Here is a 21107-nt window from a genome sequence, read left to right as displayed (position 1 = left end):
TCCCATGTCCGGTAAATTACAAGATAAAGTGGCGCTGATCACCGGCGCCTCCAGCGGTATTGGCGCGGCAGTGGCGAAGAGGTTCGCGGCCGAGGGCGCCCATGTCATTCTCGTCGCGCGCTCCGTCGGCGGGCTGGAGGAAGTGGATGACGAGATCCAGAATGCGGGCGGCAGTGCGACGCTCGTCCCGCTCGACCTGCTGGATACCGCCGCCATCGACGGCCTCGCCATGCCGCTCTACGAGCGCTGGAAAAAGCTCGATATCCTCGTTGGTAATGCGGGCATGGTCGGCAAGCTGATGCCGACGCAGCAATATGTGCCGGAGCTGTGGGACGATGTGTTCAAGCTCAATGTCCATGCCAACTGGCGGCTGATCCGCGCCGTCGATCCGCTACTCCGCCAGAGCGAGGCGGGCCGCGCCCTCTTTGTCACCTCCAGCATTGCCCATGAGAACAAACAGTTCTGGAGCGCCTATGCCGCGAGCAAGACCGCGCTTGAGACGATTGCCAAAACCTACGCCGCAGAGGTCGCCAAGACCAACGTCAAAGTCAACCTGATTGATCCCGGCCCGACCCGCACCCGCCTCCGTGCCATCGCCTACCCCGCCGAAAACCCCGAGGACCACCCGCTCCCCGAAACCAAAGCGCAGATGTTCCTCGACGCCGTGCTGAGTGAGGAGAATGGGGCGTTGTTTAAAGCCTAACCCTTATCCGCGTAAGGATTTTTGCCCGTGCGTGGGAAAAGGCGGATGGGGACAGCGGGGAGGTTAAAGTCCTCGCGGAGGCCGTTGATCAGATAGCGGATATAGCTTTCCGGCAGTTCGCCACGTGAGGACATAAACAGCGAGAAGGTCGGCGGGCGGGCCTTGACCTGCGTCATATAACGGATTTTAAGGCGGCGTCCCTTGGCCATGGGCGGCGGATGCTGCTCCAGCATCACCTCCAGCCAGCGGTTGAGCCGCGCGGTCGAGATGCGGGTATTCCAAAGCTCATACACCTCCAGCACCGTCGGGATCAGCTTTTCCACCCCGCGCCCCGAGAGCGCCGAGAGGGTCACCACCGGCACGCCGCGCACCTGCGGCAGCGAGATGGAGAGCCGGTCGCGGATGAGCTTGAGCGTGCCCTGCCGGTCCTTCACCGTGTCCCATTTATTCACCGCGATGACGAGGGCGCGCCCCTCCTCGATCACATGAGCGGCGATGGTGAGATCCTGTTTCTCGAAGGTTTCCTCCGCATCGACCATGAGGACGACCACCTCCGCCATGCGGATCACCCGGAGACTGTCGGCAACGGAGAGCTTTTCGAGCTTCTTCTGCACCCGCGCCTTCTTGCGCAGGCCCGCCGTATCGACGAGCTTGATGGCGCGGCCTTCATAGTTCCATTCAACGGCGATGGCATCGCGCGTGACCCCGGCCTCGGGCCCGGTCAGCATGCGGTCCTCGCCGATGAGGTAATTGACGAGCGTTGACTTGCCCGCATTCGGGCGGCCGACGATGGCGAGCTGCAGCGGTTTTTCCTCGTCCTGTTCGTCCTCCTCCGCCTCCTGCTTCTCGAACGGGAGCAGCACGTCAAAGAGTTCCGCCATACCCTCGCCATGCTCGGCGGAGAGCGCGATCGGCTCCCCAAGGCCGAGGGAGAAACTCTCCATCAGGCCCGGCATGCCGGCCTTGCCCTCGCATTTATTGGCAACCAGAATAACCGGTGTTTCCGATTTGCGGAGCCAGTCCGCGAAATGCTTGTCCAGCGGGGTGATGCCCGTGCGCGCATCGATCAGCATCAGCGCGACATGCGCCTCGGCCAGCGCGATTTCCGTCTGGCGGCGCATGCGGCCTTCCAGGCTATCGTCGAACCTTTCCTCAAGCCCCGCCGTGTCGATCACGCGGAAATGCAGGTTGCTGATGTTCGCCTCGCCCTCGCGGCGGTCGCGGGTGACGCCCGGCGTGTCATCGACAAGCGCCAGCTTCTTGCCCACCAGACGGTTGAACAAGGTCGACTTGCCGACATTCGGACGGCCAATGATCGCAACGGTAAAAGACATGTTCTTAATTCAATATGTTAACGCAACGCCACCAGATCGGCGTTGTCAGTCAGGATATAAAGGGTGTTCCCGGCGACTACCGGCGGGATCGACGCATTGTCGGAAAGTTCAATCTGGCCGAGAACCTTCCCGTCATAGGGGGACACCGACACGGCCACCCCGTAATTGGACACCAGGATCAGCCGGTCGCTCGCCAGGATCGGGCCGGACCAGATGATCAGGTCGCGCTTTTCCTCCGGGTCCTCATACTTGCCGAGCGGACGGACCCAGCGGATCAGGCCATTGCGCCGCGACAGACAGACAAGGTCGCCGTCAGTCGTGACCACGAACAGGAAGTCGCCCGCGACCCACGGGGTCTGAAGCGTCGAGATTTCCTGGTCCCACAGCCGGTTGCCCGAGCGGAGATCGACGGCGATCATGCGGCCGGAATAGCTGGCGGCATAGACGACGCCCCGGTCGATGACCGGGAAGGCATTGATATCGGTGAGCGAGGTGAGCGAGCTGTAAAAGCGGCGGCGGACGAGCTGTTCGCTCCAGGCCTGCTGCCCGTTGACGGCGCGCAGGGCGAAGACTTCCCCGCTTGCGAACGGAACGACGACCGTCCCGCCGGCGAAGGCCGGGCTGGCCGCGCCCAGAAGGCCGGTGGTTTCCACCCCGCCCTCAAAATTCCAGTTGATTTCCCCGGTTGCCGCGTCGAGGGCGAAAATCCGGCTGTCGAAGGTGATGGCGAAGACCTGCTTGTCGGCAATGGTTGGCGCGGCACGGACCGGCACATTGAGGCTGGTTTTCCAGAGAACCTCGCCGCTCTCCCCGTCCAGCGCGATCACATCGCCGTAGGAGGTGGTGGCGAAAACACGGCCGTATTCATAGGAAACGCCGCCGCCGATGCTGCCGTCATCCTCATCCTCGGGCGTCAGGTCACGGCCCCACAGCTTTTTGCCATCCTCCGCCGAATAGGCGGTGACGGTGGTGCTGGCGTCCATGACATAGACCTTGCCGTTCGCGATCACCGGGGAGGAGAACATGCGGTTCTCATCGTCCGATCCGTCGCCGATATCGACACGCCAGGCTTCCTTCAGGTCATCGCCCAGCTCGAGATGATAGAGTGCATGGGAGGGGATGCCCCCGGCCTGCGGCCAGTTGGCATTCTCATAGGGGACAGGCAGGCGCACTTCCAGATCGGCGAGGCCGGCATCGGCCTCCAGCGTCTGTTCCAGCGAGAGGATCGAGATCCGGTCTCCGGGAAGCGGCGGCGGCTCGTCATTGCCGAACCAGGAACAGGCGCCAAGCGTCACCAGCGCCGTCCCCAGAAGGGCCGGTCGCAGAGCCTGCCGGATCAGATTGTGCCGAAAGCGCATCTGCATGCCGATCATTTACCCTCGATCGCGGCGAGAAGCTGAGTTACCCGGCTCTTGACATCGTCGGGCGTGGCGGCGTCATTCTGGACCAGCGCGAGAACCTCTTTCGCCTGCGCGGTGTCGCCATCCTTGATATAGGTGAGCGCGAGCAATTCATTGGCCGACGCGCTGAACAGGCTTCCCGGTTCCGTCAAGGGGGCAATCCGGTCACGAACCTCGCTGGTCGTTCCGGCATCCATCAGGTAATAGCCCGCAAGCAGATTGGCGAGAGTGGAAAATTCCTCATCGATGCCACTGTCGGCGGCGAGCTGGTCATACACGATGAGGGCCTTCTCGCCCTCGCCCGCGGCGATCATGGCCTCGGCCTCACGAAGGGCGGCAAGCGGGCGGTATCCGGCATTGCCCGATTCTGCGAGCCCGGCAAAAGCCGCCGCCCCTTCACCAAGCTTTCCATCCGCCACCAGCGCCGCAGCAGCCTCAAACTCGGCGCCCTGGGTGCGTGACTGGTTCTGGACGTAATTCTGCCATCCCACATAGGACGCGGTCGCCACCACGATCAGGACCGCGGCACCGATGACATATTTGCCATAGGCCTTCCATAGCGCCAGCGATTTGTCCTTACGGACGTCCTCATCCACTTCGTTAAAAATATCGGCCACAAAAAACTCCAGTTCCGCCGTCAAAATCCGGTGCAAAATAAACCGCCGGACGAATTTAAGCAAATGTTGTCTCGTGCATCCGCCAAATTTTGATATTTTGGCCGGAAAGCTCGCGAAACTATATAGTATGACGGAGTATATAACCATTCGGAACGGAATTTCATGAGCGAAGGGCAAATTTTACAGCTGGTGGCCATGGTGATGGTGCTCGCGCTGGTACTACCGGGCTTTCTCTACTACACGCGGCGCACCGGCAAGGCGGTCCTGTTGCGCAACATCGCGATCTGGCTCGCCGTGGCGCTGGTGGTCGCCTTCCTCTACAAGACCTTCGGTGACGGCGGGTAAGAGGCGCGATCCGGACGGTGCGGGGTCTCCCCCTCCAGGGCATCCGGGTATGGCTGGAAAGATGGACACCGGTCCTGATCCGCCGTTGGGTTTGGCGCCCTGGCCGGGGGCGCGTCAATCCGTCGTAGGATCATTTCCTGTTGGTGAGACGCGGCGGACAATTATGCGGCTCCGTCCCATAAATACTGACAGAGGTCGCGGCAAATTTCGTCCGAGGGGTCCCACCTGGGCGTCCAAGAAATCGTTCAGGAAACCATGAGCCTGTTCGTAATTGAATAAACGCCGGTTTCCGCCGACTTGCGCGATGCCAATTTTTTATCCGGCACAGAACTTCCTTATTATCCGCAAGGCGCCTTTACGATAGCGTCCCGTAAAAATTGTCCCAATTCCGGTGATACCAATTCGCAGAGGGTCTCTTCTTTGTGGTATCATTGACATCGCTATATATAGGGAATTTGATATCCAATCTGTCCTAAAACCTCCTTTAAAATCCCCCGGAAAAAGGGGGCGAAGTGGCAGTGAAAACCAATTCCTTCTAGCCCTTGCAGTATAACACAGCCGTGCCGTACATGCAATAACTCTAATGGAAAAACCGCCCTCGGCAGCGCCGGCAAACCCCGCCATCTCGGGCAGTTCGCGCGACCGCCTGACGGACGAATTCGCAAGTCCCTAATTTACCAAGGAAAAATATTTTTCCTCCTCGTCCAGGCTCGTGATTTTCAAACCCGGACATCCACCAACGGTTGTTCGCTGGCTCGCCCCTACGGCGGATCGCCGATGAAAATCCGCAATAAAAGACACTATCGGCGGACTCCCGGGGAGGGCAGCCGACCCCTGACGGTGCGGGTGGCGGATGCGGTCCCGGGCGGTATAAAACCCGTCCCTCGCCAACTCTTTACGGTAATTTCATGATTTGGCCGTAATCTTCTCCCAAATGCAGCGTTCTGAATTGAAGAACCGGAGACAGAGTAGATGGCCAGTCAGTCCCTCGACAAGCGCAAGCGACAGATAGCGCAGAACCTTATCGATACCTGCGGATTGCAGCGCGCCCTTCACGCCGCGCGGCAGTATGGCTGGAACGATATCGCCGACGAGATCAATGACGAGATCGAGCGCGGCAGCAAATACAAGCGCCGCCGCACCGACCCCCCCATCCATCACTAGGCCGCCCGACGGCGTCTTGCGCCGTCATTAATCGGCAAATTGGGCCGCGAATTCCGCGCTCGGCGGAATCGGCTTGATCACGTCAATCATGACTCCGCTCGGATCCTGCGTGATGAAATGCCGCTGGCCGAAGGGCTCGTCGCGCAGCTCCAGCAGGATCGGCAGGTTGGCGGCTTTCGCCCGGTCATATTCCTTGTCCACATTCTCCACCTCGAAATTAATCAGCAGGCCCGAAACGCGTCCCCGCCCCACCGCGGGGATGGTTTCATGCGTACCGTCGAGCACCGCGATATTCACGTCCGGATCCTCCGCTGACTGCAGGTGAAGGTACCAGTCGCTGTCGAACACCTTGTGGAAACGAAAATTCGAGACATAGAAATCGGCCGTTTCCTGCACCTTGTCGGTCATGATAACGGGATAAAATTGGGTGCACTTCATTCTTTGTTTCCTCCGTTAAATAAGATATAGTCTGCGTATGTTCATTTTACATACAGGCTGCATGTATGCAAGAAAAAAGATCTATACGCTCAAATAAGGAACGCACGGAAACCACCCGTGCGGCCTTGGTCAACTCGGCGCGCGCGCTGTTTGTCGAGAAAGGCTACGCGGAAACCGGGACACCGGAGATTGTCACCCGTGCAAAAGTCACGCGCGGCGCGCTGTACCATCACTTCAAGGACAAGGCGGACCTGTTCCGGGCGGTTATCGAGGCGGAGATGCAGGAAGTTGCGGCGTCCATCAACGACCAAACGGAGGGCATAGCGAACCCGCTAACCGCGCTCTCGACCGGGGCAACGGCCTATTTCGAGGCCATGACGATTCCGGGCCGGGCCCGGCTTCTCCTGCTCGAGGGACCGGTGGTGCTCGGCGTGATCGAGATGGAGCGTCTGGACCGGCTCACCGGCGGACAGACCCTGCTCGCCGGGCTTGAGGAGGCGCACCGCCAGGGCCTGATCGGGGATATTCCGCGGGCGGCCCTCGCCGATCTCCTCGCGGCGGCCTTTGACAGGGCGGCGCTCGCCATTGCCGAAGGACACCCCCCTGCCCCGTACCGTGCCGCAATCGACGCGCTGCTCGACGGGATCAGGGTGTGACGCTCCGCACCATTCCGGCTGCTTTTTTCCCCTCCATTATTGACAGCGCCGGGACCGCGCAGGCATGTTTCGGGAAATTGTCAGAAGGATGAGATATGAAGATTTACTGGATACATGCACAGGCGCCGTTGCGCGTCCTTGCCCTCGTCAAGCATCTGGGTATCGAAGCAGAACTGGTCCGGATTGATCCCGTCACCGGCGGCCTGCATACACCGGAGTATAAGGCGATCAACCCCAACAAGAAGGCCCCGACGCTGGTGGATGGCGAGATCGTCCTGTTTGAATCGGCGGCGATCATGGCGCATCTCTGCATCAAGGCCGGCTCTGACATGTGGCCGACCGAGAATCTCGAGGAGCAGGTCGAGGTGTTGCGCTGGCTCACCTGGAACGAGGGGCACTGGACCCCGGCTGTCGGCCCCTATTATGTCGAGAAAATCGTCAAGAAGACCTTCAACATGGGCCCGCCCGATGTCACGGTTCTGGAAAAATCCGAGAAGAACTGCCTCAAATACGCCAAGGTGCTGGACGCCCATCTCGCCGGCAAGGACTTTGCAGCGGCGGGCCGGCTGACCGTCGCCGATTTCTCCCTCGGCTCCATGGCGCGCTACTGGAAAGAGGCGGACATGCCGTTTGAAAACTTCCCCAACATCACCCGCTGGCTCGATGGCCTGGAGCAGATCCCCGCGTGGAAAAACCCCTGGCCAGCAGACGAAAAGGTGGCGTGAGGCGTCTCTCGCGCAGTGTCAGATGAGATAGCTGTAGAGCAGCCACAGGCTGCCGATCAGCAGCACAAGCAGGGAGAGGCCCGCGCCGATCTGTCGCAGGCGGATATTCGCGTTGGCGCGGCTGATCCCGATGGCATGCAGGCAACGGCCCGCGACCAGCATCGTGCCCAGCACCATAATCACGTAGATGCTGACGGCGCGCATTTCCAGAAAGGCCATCAGCAGCAGCGAGATCGGCACATATTCGATGAAGTTCCCATGGGCCCGAATGGCCATCAGCAGCCCCTTGTCACCCCCATCGCCAATCGACACCCGGGCCCGCCGCCGCTCCAGCGAGGTGCGCAGGCTCAGGAAAAAGAAAATCAGCCCCAGCAGGGCCGCGAAGAGAGGTGTGATCGTGACATGCATACAGGTGGTCCCGGGTTTCTAGTCAAGTATAGCGGTTAGCTCGCTAATCTTACCCGGCTCGCCCAAAAATGACAAACCGACAATCACGATGGCAACAGTCGCGATCGACAGGAAAAACGGCTTCGCGGTGATAAGCCGGCGGTTGCGGAAAGGCTGCTCGATCAGGAAATAGGAGAGCGTCGCCAGTATGATGGACAGCACGACCCAGCCGATCTTGTCCAGGTTCGTCGGGGCCGGCTGGGTTCTGTCGAAATAAGCAAAAACGGGAAAATGCCAGAGATACAGCGAATAGGAAATCAGCCCCAGGGCAACGAGCGGCCTTGATCCCAGTATCACGCCGACCAGGTCCTCGCGCGAGGCGAAGGCGATGACAAGCGCCGTCCCGACCACCGGCACAAGGGTCGTCAGGCTCGGATGCGCCGGCCCCGGATCAAACAACAGAAGGAACCAGAGGATCATGGACATGCCGACCACCGGCATAACGCCGTTCAGGAACTGGTGCCGGATCTTGCCATACTCATTCTCCAGAAAGGCGAGGATCGCCCCGGCCAGCAATTCCCAGAACCGCGAGATCAGCATGAAATAGTTAAACTCGGAGCGGCGGTAGGTGTTGAAATCCGCGAACAGCAGGCTGAGAAAGAACAGCGTAAAGAACAGCGACAGGGTGAATTTCGGGGAATACCGGGCGCTCAGCAGCAGGATAACCGGGAAGATCAGGTAGAACTGCTCCTCGATCGCCAGGCTCCAGGTATGGAGGAACGGCTCGATGGACAGGGATTCCGCGCCAATCTGGACCCCCTGCTGATAGAAAAAATAGTTGGAGATGAAGAAGACGATATAGAGGATGCTGTCGAGAAACGCCGTCAGCTCACTGGACGACAGAATATAGAGGGCCACCGGAAAACTGACCAGAATAACGAAGAACAGGGCCGGCAAGATACGCCGTGCCCGCCGTTCATAAAAATTCCGGAAACTGAAGGCGCCGGTCTCGCGCATTTCCTTGAGGATGATGGTCGTAATCAGGTAGCCGCTGATCACAAAGAAGATATCGACGCCAATATCGGCCGCCGCAAACCAGTCATTCCGGCCGAGGAAACCGAACCCGGCGTGATACAGGAGGACAAGCCCGACGGCAACCGCCCGCAAGCCGTCGATTTCCGGCCGATACTGCACATAGCTCTCCTGTTACTGCGACTTGTCCTGTTACTTCAGGAAATCTATCGCATTAACCTTAAGGAAAGCTAAATAGCGCGGTGGCCTAGGCCTCCATATACTCCCGTTCCCGCAGGTAGGGCGAGATGTTCTGCTGGGCGCGCTTGAGAAACCCGTCCTTCTCCCCGACCGGGGCGAAATAGTGAAGCGCCGTTGACGCTGTGTCGAGGCTGTCCAGCATGGCGATGGTCCATCCGGTGAGATAGGCGGAGCCAAGACAGCCGCCCGCTGTCGCCACATTACCATGGGCGACAAGCGGCTGGTTCAGAACCTCAACACCGGCGTCCAGCACCCATTGCTTGGTTGCGCTGTCGGTGCAGGCTGGCACGCCACCGAGCAGGCCGAGTTTCGCCGCCATCAGGGTACCGGAGCATTGCGCGGCGATCACCTGACGCGCAGGGTCAAGCCTGATCCGGCTCATGATGCTCTCATCCTCGACAATCTGGCGGGTGAGAGAGCCGCTGCCGATCATCACCGCATCGGCCTCGCTCGCGTCCTCAAGGGCGGAGTGCGCCCGGATGGAAAGCCCACCCATGGAGGTCACTTCCGCCTCGGGACTGCAGATGGTAATCTCCCAGTCCGGCTTCTGCAGCCAGTGCAGCATCCGGTAGGCGACAAGGGAATCGATCTCGTTAAACCCCTGAAAGGTAAGGATCGCGATTTTCATACTGGGCACTCCCCTCAAGCAACACAGGGTGGCGTATTGTCACCCAGTCAAGTCACTTCCATAAATCAACCTAGGGACCTTAATCAACCAGTATTTTTATTCCCCTACTCCCACTCAATCGTTCCGGGCGGCTTCGACGTGGTGTCATAGACGACGCGGTTGATGCCCTTGACCTCGTTGATGATGCGCGTCGAGGTGCGGCCCAGAAACTCGTGGGTGAAGGGGTAGTAGTCGGCGGTCATGCCGTCGGTGGAGGTCACGGCGCGGAGCGCACAGACATATTCATAGGTGCGGTTATCGCCCATCACGCCAACGGTGCGCACGGGCAGCAGGACGGCGAAGGCCTGCCAGATCTCGTTATAGAGGCCCGCCTTGCGGATCTCGTCGAGATAGATGGTATCGGCTTTTCTGAGGATCTCCAGCCGGTCGCGGGTGATCGCGCCCGGAATGCGGATGGCGAGGCCCGGCCCCGGGAAGGGATGCCGGTCAACGAGTTCCGACGCCATGCCAAGCTCGCGGCCCAAATCACGCACCTCGTCCTTGAACAGCTCGCGGAGCGGCTCGACCAGCTTCATGTTCATCCGTTCGGGCAGGCCGCCAACGTTATGATGCGACTTGATGGTGACGGAGGGACCGCCGGCGAAAGAGACACTCTCGATCACATCCGGGTAGAGCGTGCCCTGGGCGAGGAATTCCGCGCCGCCAACCTTGCTGGCTTCCTCATCGAACACATCGATGAAAAGGCGGCCGATGGTCTTGCGCTTGGTTTCCGGGTCCTCAACGCCTTCCAGCTCCCCGAGGAACAGGTCGGACGCGTCGCGATGAATGAGGGGGATGTTGTATTTGTCGCGGAACAGGCTCACCACCTGCTCCGATTCGCCCGCGCGCATCAGGCCCGTATCGACATAGACGCAGGTCAGCTGGTCGCCGATCGCCTCATGGATAAGGACGGCGACAACGGAACTGTCGACCCCGCCCGACAGACCGCAGATGACTTTTCCGCCCCCGACCTGTCGGCGGATGGCATCCATCGCCTGATCCTTGAAGGCGGCCATGGTCCAGTCCCCGGCGAGGCCGCAGATCTTATGCACGAAATTGGACAGCAGCGCCGCGCCCCGCGGAGTATGGACGACCTCCGGATGGAACTGCACGCCGTAGAATTTTTTCGTGTCATCGGCAATGGCCGCGAACGGCGCGCCGCTTGACGTAGCGACAACGGAGAAGCCGTCGGGGATGGCCACCACATGATCGCCATGGCTCATCCAGACCTGATCCTGCGCGCCCGGCTCCCATACGCCGTAAAAGAGGTCGCAGGTGGCGGTGACATTGATATCGGCGCGGCCGAACTCCCGATGGTCCGGCGCCTCGACCTTGCCGCCAAGCTGGTTGACCATGGTCTGCTGTCCGTAACAGATGCCAAGGACGGGCACGCCCATCTCGAAAACCGCTTCCGGGGCGCGCGGCGTCTCGTCGCCGATCACCGAGGCCGGACCGCCCGAGAGGATAATCCCCGCCGGGTCGAAGTCTTGCAGCCGCTCGGCCGCTGTATTGAAGGGGATGATTTCGCTGTAAACCCCAGCCTCCCGGACGCGCCGCGCGATCAGCTGGGTGACCTGACTACCGAAGTCAATGATCAGAATACTGTTTTTCATAAACGGGGTTTAGACAGTTTGTGGATTTCTGTCCAGCCCGTTTATGACCGGTATTGGCAGTTTTTTACCCGCCTCAGCTTTGCTTCGCCTTGTAGTCGTCAACCGCGCGTTTCAGCATGGTATACTCGGGGCAGCCGAAGAAGCAGATCGAGTCCAGTTTCCCGAGATGTTCCTCCGCCATTTTGAGGTTGCCCGTCTGCAGATAGGCTTCGCCGATATACTCATTCGCGCCCTTATGCTCGGGGTTGATGGCGAGCGCCTTGTTGTAGTTGGCAAAGGCCGCGTCATATTTTTTCAGCTTGCGGTTGGCATAGCCGAGATAGTTGTAGGCATCGGCATTTTCGGGCTCGCTCATCGTCACCTTGGTGAAGGCGGCGATGGCCGCATCCCACTGTTCCGCGTCAATGGCGGCCTTTCCGGCGGCAAAATCAGCACTTTGCGAACTGCTGGCCGTGCTGCCCGCATTTCCGTCACCGCCACCGCTGCCGCCGCCACTTCCGGCGGAAAAAACGATCTGCGCGGCCAGAAGCTGCGCGGCGAATACGGTCAGAAAAGCCGTTACTATTTTGCGAAATGTCATTGTCTTCAACCTCTCCCATTATCTTTCTGGCGCTTTTCAGGTCTATACGGTCCATCCGCTGTTTCGGATTACATTATACCGAATAAAATCGGCAATCCGATTCACGAGATGGTGAGCACGGCAACCTGGCGGAGGGCAATTATCGCGCGGCGCCTTTTTCAAGCACGGCAGCGAAGAAGCCATCGCGGCCACCTTCTGTCGGCGTGACCGCGAACACCTCCTGCGCCCAGTTTCCGTCAAGACCTGCCGTGTCCCAAAGCGCACTCACGGGGAGAAGACTAAATTCCGGATGTGACAATAAAAAGGCAGTGATCTGCGCCTCGTTCTCGCCCTCAAGGATGGAGCAGGTCGCATAAACCAGCCGCCCTCCCGGCGCCACAAGTGGCGCGGCCCGGTTCAGGATATCCCCCTGCAGCGCGACAAGTTCGTCAAGCCGTTCAGGGGCCAACTTCCATTTCTGGTCCGGCTGTCGCCGCCAGGTGCCGGAACCCGAGCAGGGCGCGTCGACAAACACCCGATCAACACTGCCGACAAGCGGCCCGAAGATGTCAACATCACTGTCGTCGCCAGTGATGGCCACCGGCTCGATCAGGGTGACACCGGCCCGTGTCGCGCGGGCCTGGATATCGCGCATCCGCCGCGCATTGGTATCGAAGGCATAGATCTTTCCCTGATGCGCCATCCCTGCCGCCATGGCGAGGGACTTGCCGCCGCCACCGGCGCAGAAGTCGACAACGCTCATCCCCGGATGGGCAAGTGCGAGGCGGGCGGCGATTTGCGCGGCCTCGTCCTGCAGCTCGATCCGTCCCCCTTCCAGCAGCGGATGACGGCTGAGGTTGAGGCGGTCCTTCAGGATAATCCCGTCGGGAGAGAACGGCGTCGGCTCGGCGTCGATCCCCTCCTCTTTCAGGGTGGCAAGGATGTCATCCCGCGTCGCCTTCAGGGCATTCACCCGGAGGGTGACCGGCGCCCGATGGCCATAGGCCTGCATGACGTCTGCGGCGCTCTCGCCATACTGCTCGATGATCTTGTCGGCGAGCCACTTCGGGAAGTTGCCCGCAGCCTCCGCCGGCATGGCAGACATATCGAGCGTGACGACTTTCGCAAGCGCTGCCGCCTCCGCCTCCGTCAGGTCCGGCAAGCCGTGTGGACCGCCGAACCAGCTTTTCGCCAGATCCTCCGGCACCACTCCCTCAAACAGGAGAAGGCTTAAAAAACAACGGAGTCTCGGGGAAGGCTCAAGTCCTGTCTCAACGGTGGCCCAGTCCAGTTCTCCCTGACGGCGCAACGCGCGGTAGACAAATTCGGTCACCCAGCGGCGATCCTTCGATCCCGCATAGCGGCGGGCGCGGAAGTAGGTCCCGATATGCTGCTCGGCGGGCGTTTGCGCCGCGCCGATCAGGTCCAGAATTTCGGCGGCCGCAGCCAGCCGTGCGGCAGATATCATCCGTCTTGCCGGTAGTTCGGCGCCTCGCGGGTAATGGAAACGTCATGCACATGGCTCTCGCGCAGGCCCGCATTGGTGATGCGGACAAAGCTCGCGTTTTTCTGCAGGGTCACGATATCCTTCGAGCCGGTGTAGCCCATCGCCGCCTTGAGGCCGCCGACAAGCTGGTGAATGACCGCGTTGGCCGGTCCGCGATGCGGCACCCGCCCCTCAATCCCCTCAGGCACGAGTTTCAGGTTATCGGAGACTTCCTCCTGGAAATAGCGATCGGCGGAGCCCCGCGCCATGGCCCCGAGGGACCCCATGCCGCGATAGGACTTGAACGACCGGCCCTGATAAAGGAACACCTCCCCCGGGCTTTCGTCGGTTCCGGCGAGAAGCGAGCCGATCATGGCGGAGCTTGCCCCGCCTGCCAGCGCCTTCGCCAGATCACCCGATGTCTTGATGCCGCCATCGGCAATCACCGGAACGCCGGAGCCTTCGGCGGCCGCCGCCGCATCCATGATCGCGGTGAGCTGCGGTGTGCCGACACCGGCGACGATCCGCGTCGTGCAGATGGAACCGGGGCCGATCCCGATTTTCACCGCGTCCACGCCCGCGTCGATGAGTGCCTTCGTACCCGCCGCGGTGGAGACGTTGCCGCCGATCACCTGCGTGCGGTTGCTGAGTTTCTTGATGCGGTTGACCGCCTCCAGCACCCGGCTGGAATGTCCGTGGGCCGTATCGACGATCAGCACATCCACCTCGGAGTCGATCAGGGCCTCCGCCCGGGCAATCCCGTCATCGCCAATACCGACGGCGGCGGCGACGCGCAGGCGCCCCTGCTCATCCTTGGAGGCATCGGGGAACAGTGTCGAGCGCTCGATATCCTTCACCGTGATCAGGCCGATGCAGCGATATTCGTCATCGACCACCAGCAGCTTCTCGATCCGGTGCCGGTGCAGGAGGCGCTTGGCCTCGTCCTGCGTCACCATCTCGCGCACGGTGACGAGGTTGTCCCGGGTCATCAGCTCGCTGACGGGTTGGCGGCTGTCGGTGGCGAAACGCACGTCGCGGTTGGTAAGAATGCCGACCAGCTTGCCGCTTTTCCGCTCGGTCACCGGAATGCCGGAGATCTTGTTGACCTGCATCAGGAAGAGCGCCTCGGAGAGTGGCTCGTCTGGGGCGATGGTGACCGGGTTGACGACCATGCCGGCCTCGAACTTCTTGACCCGCCGGACCTCGTTCGCCTGCTCCGCGATATCGAGGTTCTTGTGGATCACCCCGATGCCGCCGGCCTGCGCCATGGCGATAGCCATCGTCGCTTCGGTCACGGTGTCCATGGCGCTGGAGATCAGGGGAATGCCGAGCGAGATTTCCCGGGTCAGCCGGGTTGTCGTATCAACTTGCGTCGGCAGGATTTCCGAGGCCGCCGGTTGCAGCAGCACATCGTCAAAGGTAAAGGCTTCGCGAATATTCATGACAACTCCAGGAGCGCAAGGGCTCAAAATATAGGGTGGTGATCATTCCCGGCCGGTGCAGAACTACACAGCTACCAACAGTTTGATCTATGGAATTGCCGCGCAATCATACAGGCAGATTTCAAAATTAATAGGGCGAAAATTACCGGAATTACATTTTTTTGGGAGTTGCGGAATTACGCTGTTTCGTCCTCTTCCGCGTCGTTTTTCCCGCGGAAACCGGTGGCGATAACATAGGCCTCGCGGCTGTCGGCGCGGCTGGCCTCGGGCTTGGCGTGACGGACATGGGTGAAATTCTTCTTCATCTGCTCCAGAAGGTCGTTTTCCGTGCCGCCCTTGAGAACCTTGGCGATAAACACCCCGTCCGGCGCGAGCACGTCAATGGCGAAGGCGAGCGCGAGTTCGCACATGAAGACAATGCGCAAATGATCGGTCTGCTTATGGCCCGTCGTTGGCGCGGCCATGTCGGAGATAACCGCATTCGCGGGCCCGCCGAGGGCGGCTTTCACCTTGTCATCGGCGCCCTCCTCGGTGAAGTCGAGCTGCATGATCTGGGCGCCGGACATCGGCTCCATCTCCAGGATATCGACGGCGAGCACCTGCCCCTTGCCCTTCTCGGCGCCGACGCGATCCACCGCGACCTGGGTCCAACCGCCCGGCGCCGCGCCGAGATCGACCACCGAATCGCCGGATTTGAGAAGCTTGTAGCGCTCATCAAGCTGCATCAGCTTGAACGCCGCACGGCTGCGCAGGCCCCGCGTCCGGGCTTCCGCCACATAGGGGTCATTCAGCTGCCGCTGCAGCCAGTTGGTGGAGGAGGTCTTGCGCCCCCGCGCCGACTTCACCTTGGTGTGGAGCAGCCGCCCGGTCATGCCGGTGCCGCTGCCACTCTTGCCGCCGGGTCGTTTCGGTCCATTACTCATGTCGCTGCCTTCGGCTCCCTCGCCGCCTTCTGTTTACGCTGTCGCGCTGCTGCCTCTGCCGCTCGTCGGCGGTCCCGCGTGGCCCGCCGCATCATGCCGAGCAGCATTCCCTCGCGCAGGCCGCGATCGGCAACCCGCAGTTTCTTCACTGGCCAGCGGCTGTGCATCGCCTCAACAATTGCGCAGCCGGACACGACCAGATCGGCCCGTTCCTCCCCGATACAGGGTTCCTTCTTCCGCGTCTCGTAATCGCTGGTCGACAGCCGGTGACAGATATCGATCATCGCGGAGGTATTGAGCCACGCCCCGTCAACCCGGCGCCGGCTGTAGCGTTCCAGCCCGAAATGCACCCCCGCAAGTGTCGTCACCGTGCCGGAGGTGCCCAGCATCTGCACACGGCCGTCCCGAATCTGCCCGGCGATTCCGTGCGCCGCCTCGAACTCATCGACATGTTGGCAGACGTCGGTGATCATCTCGGCATAGGCCGCCGGGGAAACCTGCATCCCGCCGTGCCGCTCGGTCAGGGTGACCACGCCGACGGGAATGGACATCCAGCCCAGAACCTCGCTCTGCTTGCGCCCCTTGAGGCCGAGCCAGACCAGCTCCGTACTGCCGCCACCGATGTCGAACACCAGCGCGTTCTGATGCCGGTAATCGATAAGCGGGCCGCAGCCCTCCGCCGCCAGCGCCGCCTCTTCCGCCGTTGAGATGATATCGAGCTCGATCCCGCAATCAATGCGCACGCGGTCGAGAAAATCCTCGCTGTTGTCCGCCTTGCGGCAGACCTCCGTCGCGACGCAGCGCATATGGGTGACACCGGCACGACGCATCTTGTCCGCGCAGATGCCGAGCGCCTCTACCGTTCTCTCAATCGCCGCCTCGGATAGCTGGCCGGTGAGACTGACGCCCTCGCCAAGCCGCACGATCCGCGAAAAGCTATCGATGACGCGAAATCCCTTGCCCTGCTGCTTCGCGATCAGCAGCCGGCAGTTATTGGTCCCAAGATCCAGCGCTCCGAATATGTCGGACGAGGAATCCCTGCCATTGTTGAAATTACGTCGATATCTTCTGCGGTCACTCTTGTCTGTTCTCCGGGGTTGTGTTGTTGCCACCCAGGACTACCTCCAGGTAAATAATCTGCGGGCGCGACAGCTAAGGCCGCACTCCCTTTTCCCAATGTTAGCAGTTTTCGACTGAAGGTTCATATATATATTTTTGCCCTGCCCGGATTTAAGGGTGTTGACAGGTTCCGGCCCGGATCCGGTATCGAGTTGTTTAGAATTTTTCAGGATCAACCTGTGCTTTTATATTTCACACAACTATGATATACTTTAAAAAAAATAGAAACAACCTGGACTAATAGCTACGTGAGTTCCAGTTGTGATATTGAATTTGGTCAAAGGCCCGAGCAGCAGGCGTTTGATACTGCATGTCGGGTTTGTTAAAACCGGCTCTTCTGCGCTGCAATCCTGGCTTGCCAATAATGCAGCGGGACTTGCCCGACAGGGCATCTTCTATGAGAAAGGCAACCCGGAGAGTATCAAGTATAATATTGGATCCGGAAACGGCGAAAGATTACGGCTTTATCTGAACCATTTCCTGCGTCCCCCGAAAACGGGACGAAGACTGCATCGCCTGATACATCAATATGCAAGGGAGAAAAGACTATATCATCGCTATTTCAAAAACCGGTACAAGACGGTTATCATTTCCAGCGAAGCCATCGTCCTCAATGATGTTACCGTTGCCGCGTTAAAGGCCTTCGTTGAAAAATACCATATTGAGCTGAAAATCATTGCCTATGTCCGGGACCCGATCGACTTTCTTTTTTCTCTCTATGCCCATGAAATGAGGCTGGAAGGCAATTTAAAGGCCCAATCCATCGAGACCTATATCCGGGACAGGGGAGAGCACCCCCACATCGCCCTTTCCTACCTTCTGGTGAATAATTTCGCGGATGTGGAGCTTATTTCTTATAATAAGCACAAAAGAGACATAGCCCGGGCCTTTTGCAACGCAACCCGCATCGATTATGAGAAGCTGGATAAAATGTTGCCAATCAGGGTCAATCGTTCCCTGGATATTGACGAAATGGCCGTCATCAGAGTTATCGGACAATGGTGGGATCAGCATCTGGATCAGATGGCGGAAACCGGCAATCCCTACACTGGGCCCGAGTCGGCACCGGGGCTGGCCTCCCGCTATCTGGTAAATACCTATAAGCACAAACGAACCGAAATCGCGGCCACGGAAGCGACGCTGCAAACCCTCGAGGAGAAATACAGAAAGTCTGTGGAAGCCTTCAACGAAGATATCGGCCAAAAATTTTCCTGCGCCTTGTCCTATCGCTATGACGGGAAGCATAAGCCCGTGGTAACGAAAGACATTGATCATGTCGACATCTCCATTTTACGGGATATTGCCCGTTACCTGATCACGCAGAAGCGATCGCTTGGCGAGGACTGGCTGGCGTGCTTTGCCGCCTGTGCCAGCCAGCTTGACAGCACCGCATCAGAAATTTTCCGACGCGGAATCAATATGTAAAGCCCGAAACCCGCAGCGCCTGCCGGAACAATTGGCGCGAAAACCACTCCCGACCTGCGCGGCAGGCGATATCACAAATCCAAAAGAAACCCGGCCGGACAGATATAAAAAGGATGAGAGCCACAACGCTTGACGCAGTGTTCAATGTTCGTTATTAGGTTCTGGAAAATCACATCCAGTTTTTTCAGGATGGGGAATCGTCTAATGGTAGGACAGCGGACTCTGACTCCGTCAATCCAGGTTCGAGTCCTGGTTCCCCAGCCAACTTTCGCTGCCCACTCCTCCCTCACAAATCCACGTCGCCTTTCAGTAGTCTCTGCGCGATGGTCTTGTTCAGGATCTCGTTGGAGCCGTCGGCGATATTGATAATGCGCAAGTATTGCCATGCCTCGGCGAGGCCGACCTCGTTGGTCAGCCCCATCGCGCCGTGGGCCTGCATCGCCTGATCGACGGCCTTGAGCCCGACCTGCACCGAATAGGCCTTGGTCATAGAGAGTTCCTTGATCGCGGCCTCCCCCTGATCGAGGAGTTTCGTCGCGTTCAGCCCCATCAGATGGGCGGCATGCAGCTCCGTCGCGGCGGTGGCGAGCGGGAAACTCACCCCCTGATACTCCGCAATCGGTTTGCCAAAGGCGATGCGCTGCTTGGCGTATTCAAGCGCCAGCTCCACCGACCAGCGCCCCAACCCCACCGCGCGGGCCGAGTTATAGATCCGCCCGAGCGACACCCCGTAGAGCGCCGCCCCGAAGCCGTTGTCCAGTTCGCCGACAACCTGCCAGGGCTCGACCCGCAAATCCTCGAACACCAGCTCCGCCTCGTCCCCGCCGATATGGCCGAACAGCTTGACGACGCGCTGCATCACAAAGCCGGGCGCGTCCGTCGGCACGATGAAGGCGGAAATGCCGCCCTTTTTCGCCGCCGCCTTTTCCGCATCGGTCACCGCGAACAGCACGCAGTAATCGGCGATCGGCGCGTTGGAGGTCCAGATCTTGCGCCCGTTGATGACCCAGCCGTCCCCGTCCTTGCGGGCGCGTGTCTTGATCATCGAGGCGTCGGAGCCCGCCCCCGGCTCGGACAGGCCGAAGCACATGGATTTCTCGCCGGACATGAGCGGGCCCAGAATCTCGTCCCGCGCGCGATCTGTCACCTTCTCGAGCAGCCGGCTCGGCCCGAAGGCCCAATGCGACAACGCATAGAGCATCATCCAGTTCTGCGGCCCGCAGGTATGGAACAGCTCCTCCCAGCAGGCGTAATAGGCCTGCATGCCGAAACCGCCGCCACCCAGCGCCTCCGGCACGCACATATGGTAATAGCCCGCCTCGGCCGAGGCCATGCGGATTTCCTTGATCAGCGCCCGCACCGGCGCGGAGAGGCGCCCGTCCTCGTCATATTTCAGGCGCGGATTTTCCAGAAGATCACGGTTCCTCTCATGCCGGGGGATCACCTCCTGCTCGGCGAACGCGCGAATTCCGTCGCGTACCTGTTCCACTGACTCGGGGAGTTCGAACGCAATAGCGGCCATTTTCCTGCTCCTTCTTCTCGGGATTTTGAACGTCACCCGGCCCCTGTCTCGGTCGCCGGACGTCGCTATAATTTATTGTTATTTATGCAGTTTTTTGCGTCTGCTTGTTCTTGTTTTATCGACGCAAAATTCTGCACATATTAGCGATCAAAGTAAAGCGGGAAGTGCAGCGGGAGGAACTGGTGGCAGGGCTGCGATAATTCTATAAAAATCCCACGCTGGCGGAGGACCCAGTCGCCCGAACTATGATGAAAACGTCCGACTTCAGGTCCGCAAAGCGTCGCTGTCGTCTTTCGGTGCAGGCGGGGCGAGGAGGTTCTGGCCGCGGGCGTTAAGGCGCGAGGGGAGCTGCAACAGCTCCCTCGGCAGGCGGATTTCCTTCGGCAGGTAGGACCAGACCAGCAGGGTCAGCAGCACGCTGAACGGCGAGAGCAACAGGCTCAGCATCGCCCAGGTGATGATCGCGGCGGAGAGGCTGGTGATATTCTCCGATCCCTCCAGCTGGGCAATCACGACGATCAGCACGGCGAAGGCATGGGGCAGATAAAGCCCGATCCAGAGCGCATCCATGAAGCGCCGCTCTTTCAACCGGTGCCAGACGCGCTTGTAGAGGTAGACGCCGACATAGGCCAGCGGCGCAAAGAAGACGAGGAGAAGCCCGGCCGTGCCGAGAAGCGAGAAGATCCACCCCAGCCCGGTCATACCGCGGAGGAAGATATCGAGCAGCAATGTCACCCCGGCGACCAGCAACGACGCCAGTACCGGCGCGGCAACAATTGCCCGCTCCGTCCAGGAACTGGCCCTGGTGCGGGTGAGCACGGCTTGCCAAAGGGATGTCAGTTTTTCTTTCAGGTCAGATACGAGCGGCATTTTCTACTATTCAACATTCAATGGAAACGCGACGAGCGCCGACTATCCGGAATATGCACAGCAGATGTAACATATTCGGCAGCTTTGCCAAACCAGATTTTAACCCTATTCCCGTCTCTCGGGCCGCAAATCTGCGCGCAGGGACCCTGCCCCCCGGATTACCGGGTGCGAAGTCCGCCGAGGATGCCGGATATTTCCTTGAATTCATGTGACAGTGCCTTCAGGGTTTGTGCCTGTTCCCGCGTCGCGGGCCCCTCCTGCTCCGTGCTTGTGGTCTCAAGTATCAGGTCAAGCGCGGCGATGTTGGCGCCGTTTGCCCGGTCCGCGATGGATTTGCGGTTAAGCCGGGGCGCTTTCGAGAATTCGGATTTCAATCCCTCGACGAGAGACGTGAGTTCCTGTTGCCGCATAACGGACCCTTTCCTGATAATTGTTCCCCA

The 21107-nt window shown here is 59.9% G+C and carries 22 protein-coding genes and 1 tRNA gene; 6 read left to right on the top strand and 17 right to left on the bottom strand.

The genetic code is table 11. The features are described from left to right. The first annotated feature begins 4 nt into the window (after window positions 1-4). On the top strand, window positions 5-703 hold the full coding sequence (locus J0X12_RS12800; protein WP_207046371.1) for an SDR family NAD(P)-dependent oxidoreductase: 699 nt from the start codon (window positions 5-7) through the stop codon (window positions 701-703). On the opposite strand, the gene der is transcribed toward J0X12_RS12800, so the two are convergent. Genes der through J0X12_RS12785 form a run of 3 tightly spaced genes read right to left on the bottom strand, consistent with a single transcriptional unit; the run spans window position 700 to window position 4117 of the window. Further along, window positions 700-2037, bottom strand: a complete 1338-nt coding sequence (der, locus tag J0X12_RS12795; protein WP_207046368.1) for a ribosome biogenesis GTPase Der — start codon at window positions 2035-2037, stop codon at window positions 700-702. The genes J0X12_RS12800 and der overlap by 4 nt on opposite strands. A gap of 17 nt (window positions 2038-2054) precedes the next feature. Then, window positions 2055-3410, bottom strand: coding sequence for an outer membrane protein assembly factor BamB family protein (locus tag J0X12_RS12790; protein WP_207046348.1), 1356 nt, complete (start codon window positions 3408-3410; stop codon window positions 2055-2057). Next, on the bottom strand, window positions 3407-4117 hold the full coding sequence (locus J0X12_RS12785; RefSeq protein ID WP_207046346.1) for a tetratricopeptide repeat protein: 711 nt from the start codon (window positions 4115-4117) through the stop codon (window positions 3407-3409). The genes J0X12_RS12790 and J0X12_RS12785 overlap by 4 nt, the downstream gene beginning before the upstream one ends. A gap of 99 nt (window positions 4118-4216) precedes the next feature. Between J0X12_RS12785 and J0X12_RS12780 the strand changes: the two genes are divergently transcribed. Further along, on the top strand, window positions 4217-4399 hold the full coding sequence (locus J0X12_RS12780; protein WP_207046344.1) for a hypothetical protein: 183 nt from the start codon (window positions 4217-4219) through the stop codon (window positions 4397-4399). A gap of 906 nt (window positions 4400-5305) precedes the next feature. On the opposite strand, the gene J0X12_RS12775 is transcribed toward J0X12_RS12780, so the two are convergent. Continuing rightward, window positions 5306-5560 (bottom strand): hypothetical protein, encoded by a 255-nt coding sequence (locus J0X12_RS12775; protein WP_207046342.1) that lies wholly within the window; start codon window positions 5558-5560, stop codon window positions 5306-5308. 30 nt (window positions 5561-5590) lie between these two features. Then, window positions 5591-6001 (bottom strand): VOC family protein, encoded by a 411-nt coding sequence (locus tag J0X12_RS12770; protein ID WP_207046340.1) that lies wholly within the window; start codon window positions 5999-6001, stop codon window positions 5591-5593. 65 nt (window positions 6002-6066) lie between these two features. Here J0X12_RS12770 and J0X12_RS12765 point away from each other — a divergent pair, with 65 nt between their 5' ends. Together J0X12_RS12765 and J0X12_RS12760 are read left to right on the top strand one after the other, a co-directional pair. After that, entirely contained in the window at window positions 6067-6657 is a 591-nt protein-coding gene (locus tag J0X12_RS12765) for a TetR/AcrR family transcriptional regulator (protein WP_207046338.1), read from the top strand. Between the two features lie 95 nt (window positions 6658-6752). Then, window positions 6753-7382 (top strand): glutathione S-transferase family protein, encoded by a 630-nt coding sequence (locus tag J0X12_RS12760; RefSeq protein WP_207046336.1) that lies wholly within the window; start codon window positions 6753-6755, stop codon window positions 7380-7382. Window positions 7383-7400: 18 nt separating this feature from the next. Here the strand turns inward: J0X12_RS12760 and J0X12_RS12755 are convergent, their stop codons facing one another. The 9 genes from J0X12_RS12755 to J0X12_RS12715 all read right to left on the bottom strand — a co-directional run bounded on the left by J0X12_RS12755 (window position 7401) and on the right by J0X12_RS12715 (window position 16843). Beyond that, window positions 7401-7790 (bottom strand): MAPEG family protein, encoded by a 390-nt coding sequence (locus J0X12_RS12755; protein WP_207046334.1) that lies wholly within the window; start codon window positions 7788-7790, stop codon window positions 7401-7403. Between the two features lie 18 nt (window positions 7791-7808). After that, window positions 7809-8963, bottom strand: coding sequence for an acyltransferase family protein (locus J0X12_RS12750; RefSeq protein WP_207046332.1), 1155 nt, complete (start codon window positions 8961-8963; stop codon window positions 7809-7811). Between the two features lie 85 nt (window positions 8964-9048). Beyond that, window positions 9049-9669, bottom strand: coding sequence for a DJ-1/PfpI family protein (locus J0X12_RS12745; protein ID WP_207046330.1), 621 nt, complete (start codon window positions 9667-9669; stop codon window positions 9049-9051). A gap of 104 nt (window positions 9670-9773) precedes the next feature. After that, window positions 9774-11321: a glutamine-hydrolyzing GMP synthase gene (gene guaA, locus J0X12_RS12740; protein ID WP_207046328.1), complete on the bottom strand. Its 1548-nt coding sequence runs from the start codon at window positions 11319-11321 to the stop codon at window positions 9774-9776. 73 nt (window positions 11322-11394) lie between these two features. Then, entirely contained in the window at window positions 11395-11901 is a 507-nt protein-coding gene (locus J0X12_RS12735; protein ID WP_207046326.1) for a tetratricopeptide repeat protein, read from the bottom strand. 139 nt (window positions 11902-12040) lie between these two features. After that, complete coding sequence (locus tag J0X12_RS12730) at window positions 12041-13348, bottom strand: RsmB/NOP family class I SAM-dependent RNA methyltransferase (RefSeq protein ID WP_207046325.1); 1308 nt, start codon at window positions 13346-13348, stop codon at window positions 12041-12043. Beyond that, window positions 13345-14808: an IMP dehydrogenase gene (gene guaB / locus J0X12_RS12725; protein ID WP_207046322.1), complete on the bottom strand. Its 1464-nt coding sequence runs from the start codon at window positions 14806-14808 to the stop codon at window positions 13345-13347. Before guaB ends, J0X12_RS12730 begins: the two co-directional genes overlap by 4 nt. A 176-nt stretch (window positions 14809-14984) precedes the next feature. Further along, window positions 14985-15731, bottom strand: coding sequence for an RlmE family RNA methyltransferase (locus J0X12_RS12720; RefSeq protein ID WP_207046320.1), 747 nt, complete (start codon window positions 15729-15731; stop codon window positions 14985-14987). Next, window positions 15728-16843, bottom strand: coding sequence for a Ppx/GppA phosphatase family protein (locus J0X12_RS12715; RefSeq protein WP_207046318.1), 1116 nt, complete (start codon window positions 16841-16843; stop codon window positions 15728-15730). The genes J0X12_RS12720 and J0X12_RS12715 overlap by 4 nt, the downstream gene beginning before the upstream one ends. A gap of 307 nt (window positions 16844-17150) precedes the next feature. Between J0X12_RS12715 and J0X12_RS12710 the strand changes: the two genes are divergently transcribed. Further along, entirely contained in the window at window positions 17151-18275 is a 1125-nt protein-coding gene (locus tag J0X12_RS12710) for a hypothetical protein (RefSeq protein ID WP_207046316.1), read from the top strand. Window positions 18276-18465: 190 nt separating this feature from the next. Beyond that, window positions 18466-18539 (top strand) — tRNA-Gln (locus J0X12_RS12705). A gap of 22 nt (window positions 18540-18561) precedes the next feature. Here J0X12_RS12705 and J0X12_RS12700 read toward each other — a convergent pair. The 3 genes from J0X12_RS12700 to J0X12_RS12690 all read right to left on the bottom strand — a co-directional run bounded on the left by J0X12_RS12700 (window position 18562) and on the right by J0X12_RS12690 (window position 21077). Further along, window positions 18562-19797 carry an acyl-CoA dehydrogenase family protein gene (locus J0X12_RS12700; RefSeq protein ID WP_207046314.1) on the bottom strand — a complete coding sequence of 412 codons (1236 nt, stop codon included), beginning with the start codon at window positions 19795-19797 and terminating at the stop codon, window positions 18562-18564. A gap of 264 nt (window positions 19798-20061) precedes the next feature. Beyond that, window positions 20062-20667, bottom strand: coding sequence for a hypothetical protein (locus J0X12_RS12695; protein WP_207046312.1), 606 nt, complete (start codon window positions 20665-20667; stop codon window positions 20062-20064). 158 nt (window positions 20668-20825) lie between these two features. After that, entirely contained in the window at window positions 20826-21077 is a 252-nt protein-coding gene (locus J0X12_RS12690) for a hypothetical protein (protein ID WP_207046310.1), read from the bottom strand. Between the last annotated feature and the right edge of the window lie 30 nt (window positions 21078-21107).

Origin of the sequence: Sneathiella sedimenti (genome assembly GCF_017313765.1) — a bacterium.
Classification (GTDB): Bacteria; Pseudomonadota; Alphaproteobacteria; order Sneathiellales; family Sneathiellaceae; genus Sneathiella; species Sneathiella sedimenti.
This window is presented reverse-complemented; position numbering and strand designations above follow the sequence as displayed.

What these genes read in the sequence shown, in the direction of transcription:
- J0X12_RS12770 (WP_207046340.1), bottom strand. Translation starts at nt 6,001, where the DNA reads ATGAAGTGCACCCAATTTTATCCCGTTATCATGACCGACAAGGTGCAG.
- J0X12_RS12735 (WP_207046326.1), bottom strand. Translation starts at nt 11,901, where the DNA reads ATGACATTTCGCAAAATAGTAACGGCTTTTCTGACCGTATTCGCCGCG.
- guaB (WP_207046322.1), bottom strand. Translation starts at nt 14,808, where the DNA reads ATGAATATTCGCGAAGCCTTTACCTTTGACGATGTGCTGCTGCAACCG.
- J0X12_RS12760 (WP_207046336.1), top strand. Translation starts at nt 6,753, where the DNA reads ATGAAGATTTACTGGATACATGCACAGGCGCCGTTGCGCGTCCTTGCC.
- J0X12_RS12720 (WP_207046320.1), bottom strand. Translation starts at nt 15,731, where the DNA reads ATGAGTAATGGACCGAAACGACCCGGCGGCAAGAGTGGCAGCGGCACC.
- J0X12_RS12730 (WP_207046325.1), bottom strand. Translation starts at nt 13,348, where the DNA reads ATGATATCTGCCGCACGGCTGGCTGCGGCCGCCGAAATTCTGGACCTG.
- der (WP_207046368.1), bottom strand. Translation starts at nt 2,037, where the DNA reads ATGTCTTTTACCGTTGCGATCATTGGCCGTCCGAATGTCGGCAAGTCG.
- J0X12_RS12700 (WP_207046314.1), bottom strand. Translation starts at nt 19,797, where the DNA reads ATGGCCGCTATTGCGTTCGAACTCCCCGAGTCAGTGGAACAGGTACGC.
- J0X12_RS12695 (WP_207046312.1), bottom strand. Translation starts at nt 20,667, where the DNA reads ATGCCGCTCGTATCTGACCTGAAAGAAAAACTGACATCCCTTTGGCAA.
- J0X12_RS12755 (WP_207046334.1), bottom strand. Translation starts at nt 7,790, where the DNA reads ATGCATGTCACGATCACACCTCTCTTCGCGGCCCTGCTGGGGCTGATT.
- J0X12_RS12765 (WP_207046338.1), top strand. Translation starts at nt 6,067, where the DNA reads ATGCAAGAAAAAAGATCTATACGCTCAAATAAGGAACGCACGGAAACC.
- J0X12_RS12690 (WP_207046310.1), bottom strand. Translation starts at nt 21,077, where the DNA reads ATGCGGCAACAGGAACTCACGTCTCTCGTCGAGGGATTGAAATCCGAA.
- J0X12_RS12780 (WP_207046344.1), top strand. Translation starts at nt 4,217, where the DNA reads ATGAGCGAAGGGCAAATTTTACAGCTGGTGGCCATGGTGATGGTGCTC.
- J0X12_RS12800 (WP_207046371.1), top strand. Translation starts at nt 5, where the DNA reads ATGTCCGGTAAATTACAAGATAAAGTGGCGCTGATCACCGGCGCCTCC.
- J0X12_RS12745 (WP_207046330.1), bottom strand. Translation starts at nt 9,669, where the DNA reads ATGAAAATCGCGATCCTTACCTTTCAGGGGTTTAACGAGATCGATTCC.
- guaA (WP_207046328.1), bottom strand. Translation starts at nt 11,321, where the DNA reads ATGAAAAACAGTATTCTGATCATTGACTTCGGTAGTCAGGTCACCCAG.
- J0X12_RS12790 (WP_207046348.1), bottom strand. Translation starts at nt 3,410, where the DNA reads ATGATCGGCATGCAGATGCGCTTTCGGCACAATCTGATCCGGCAGGCT.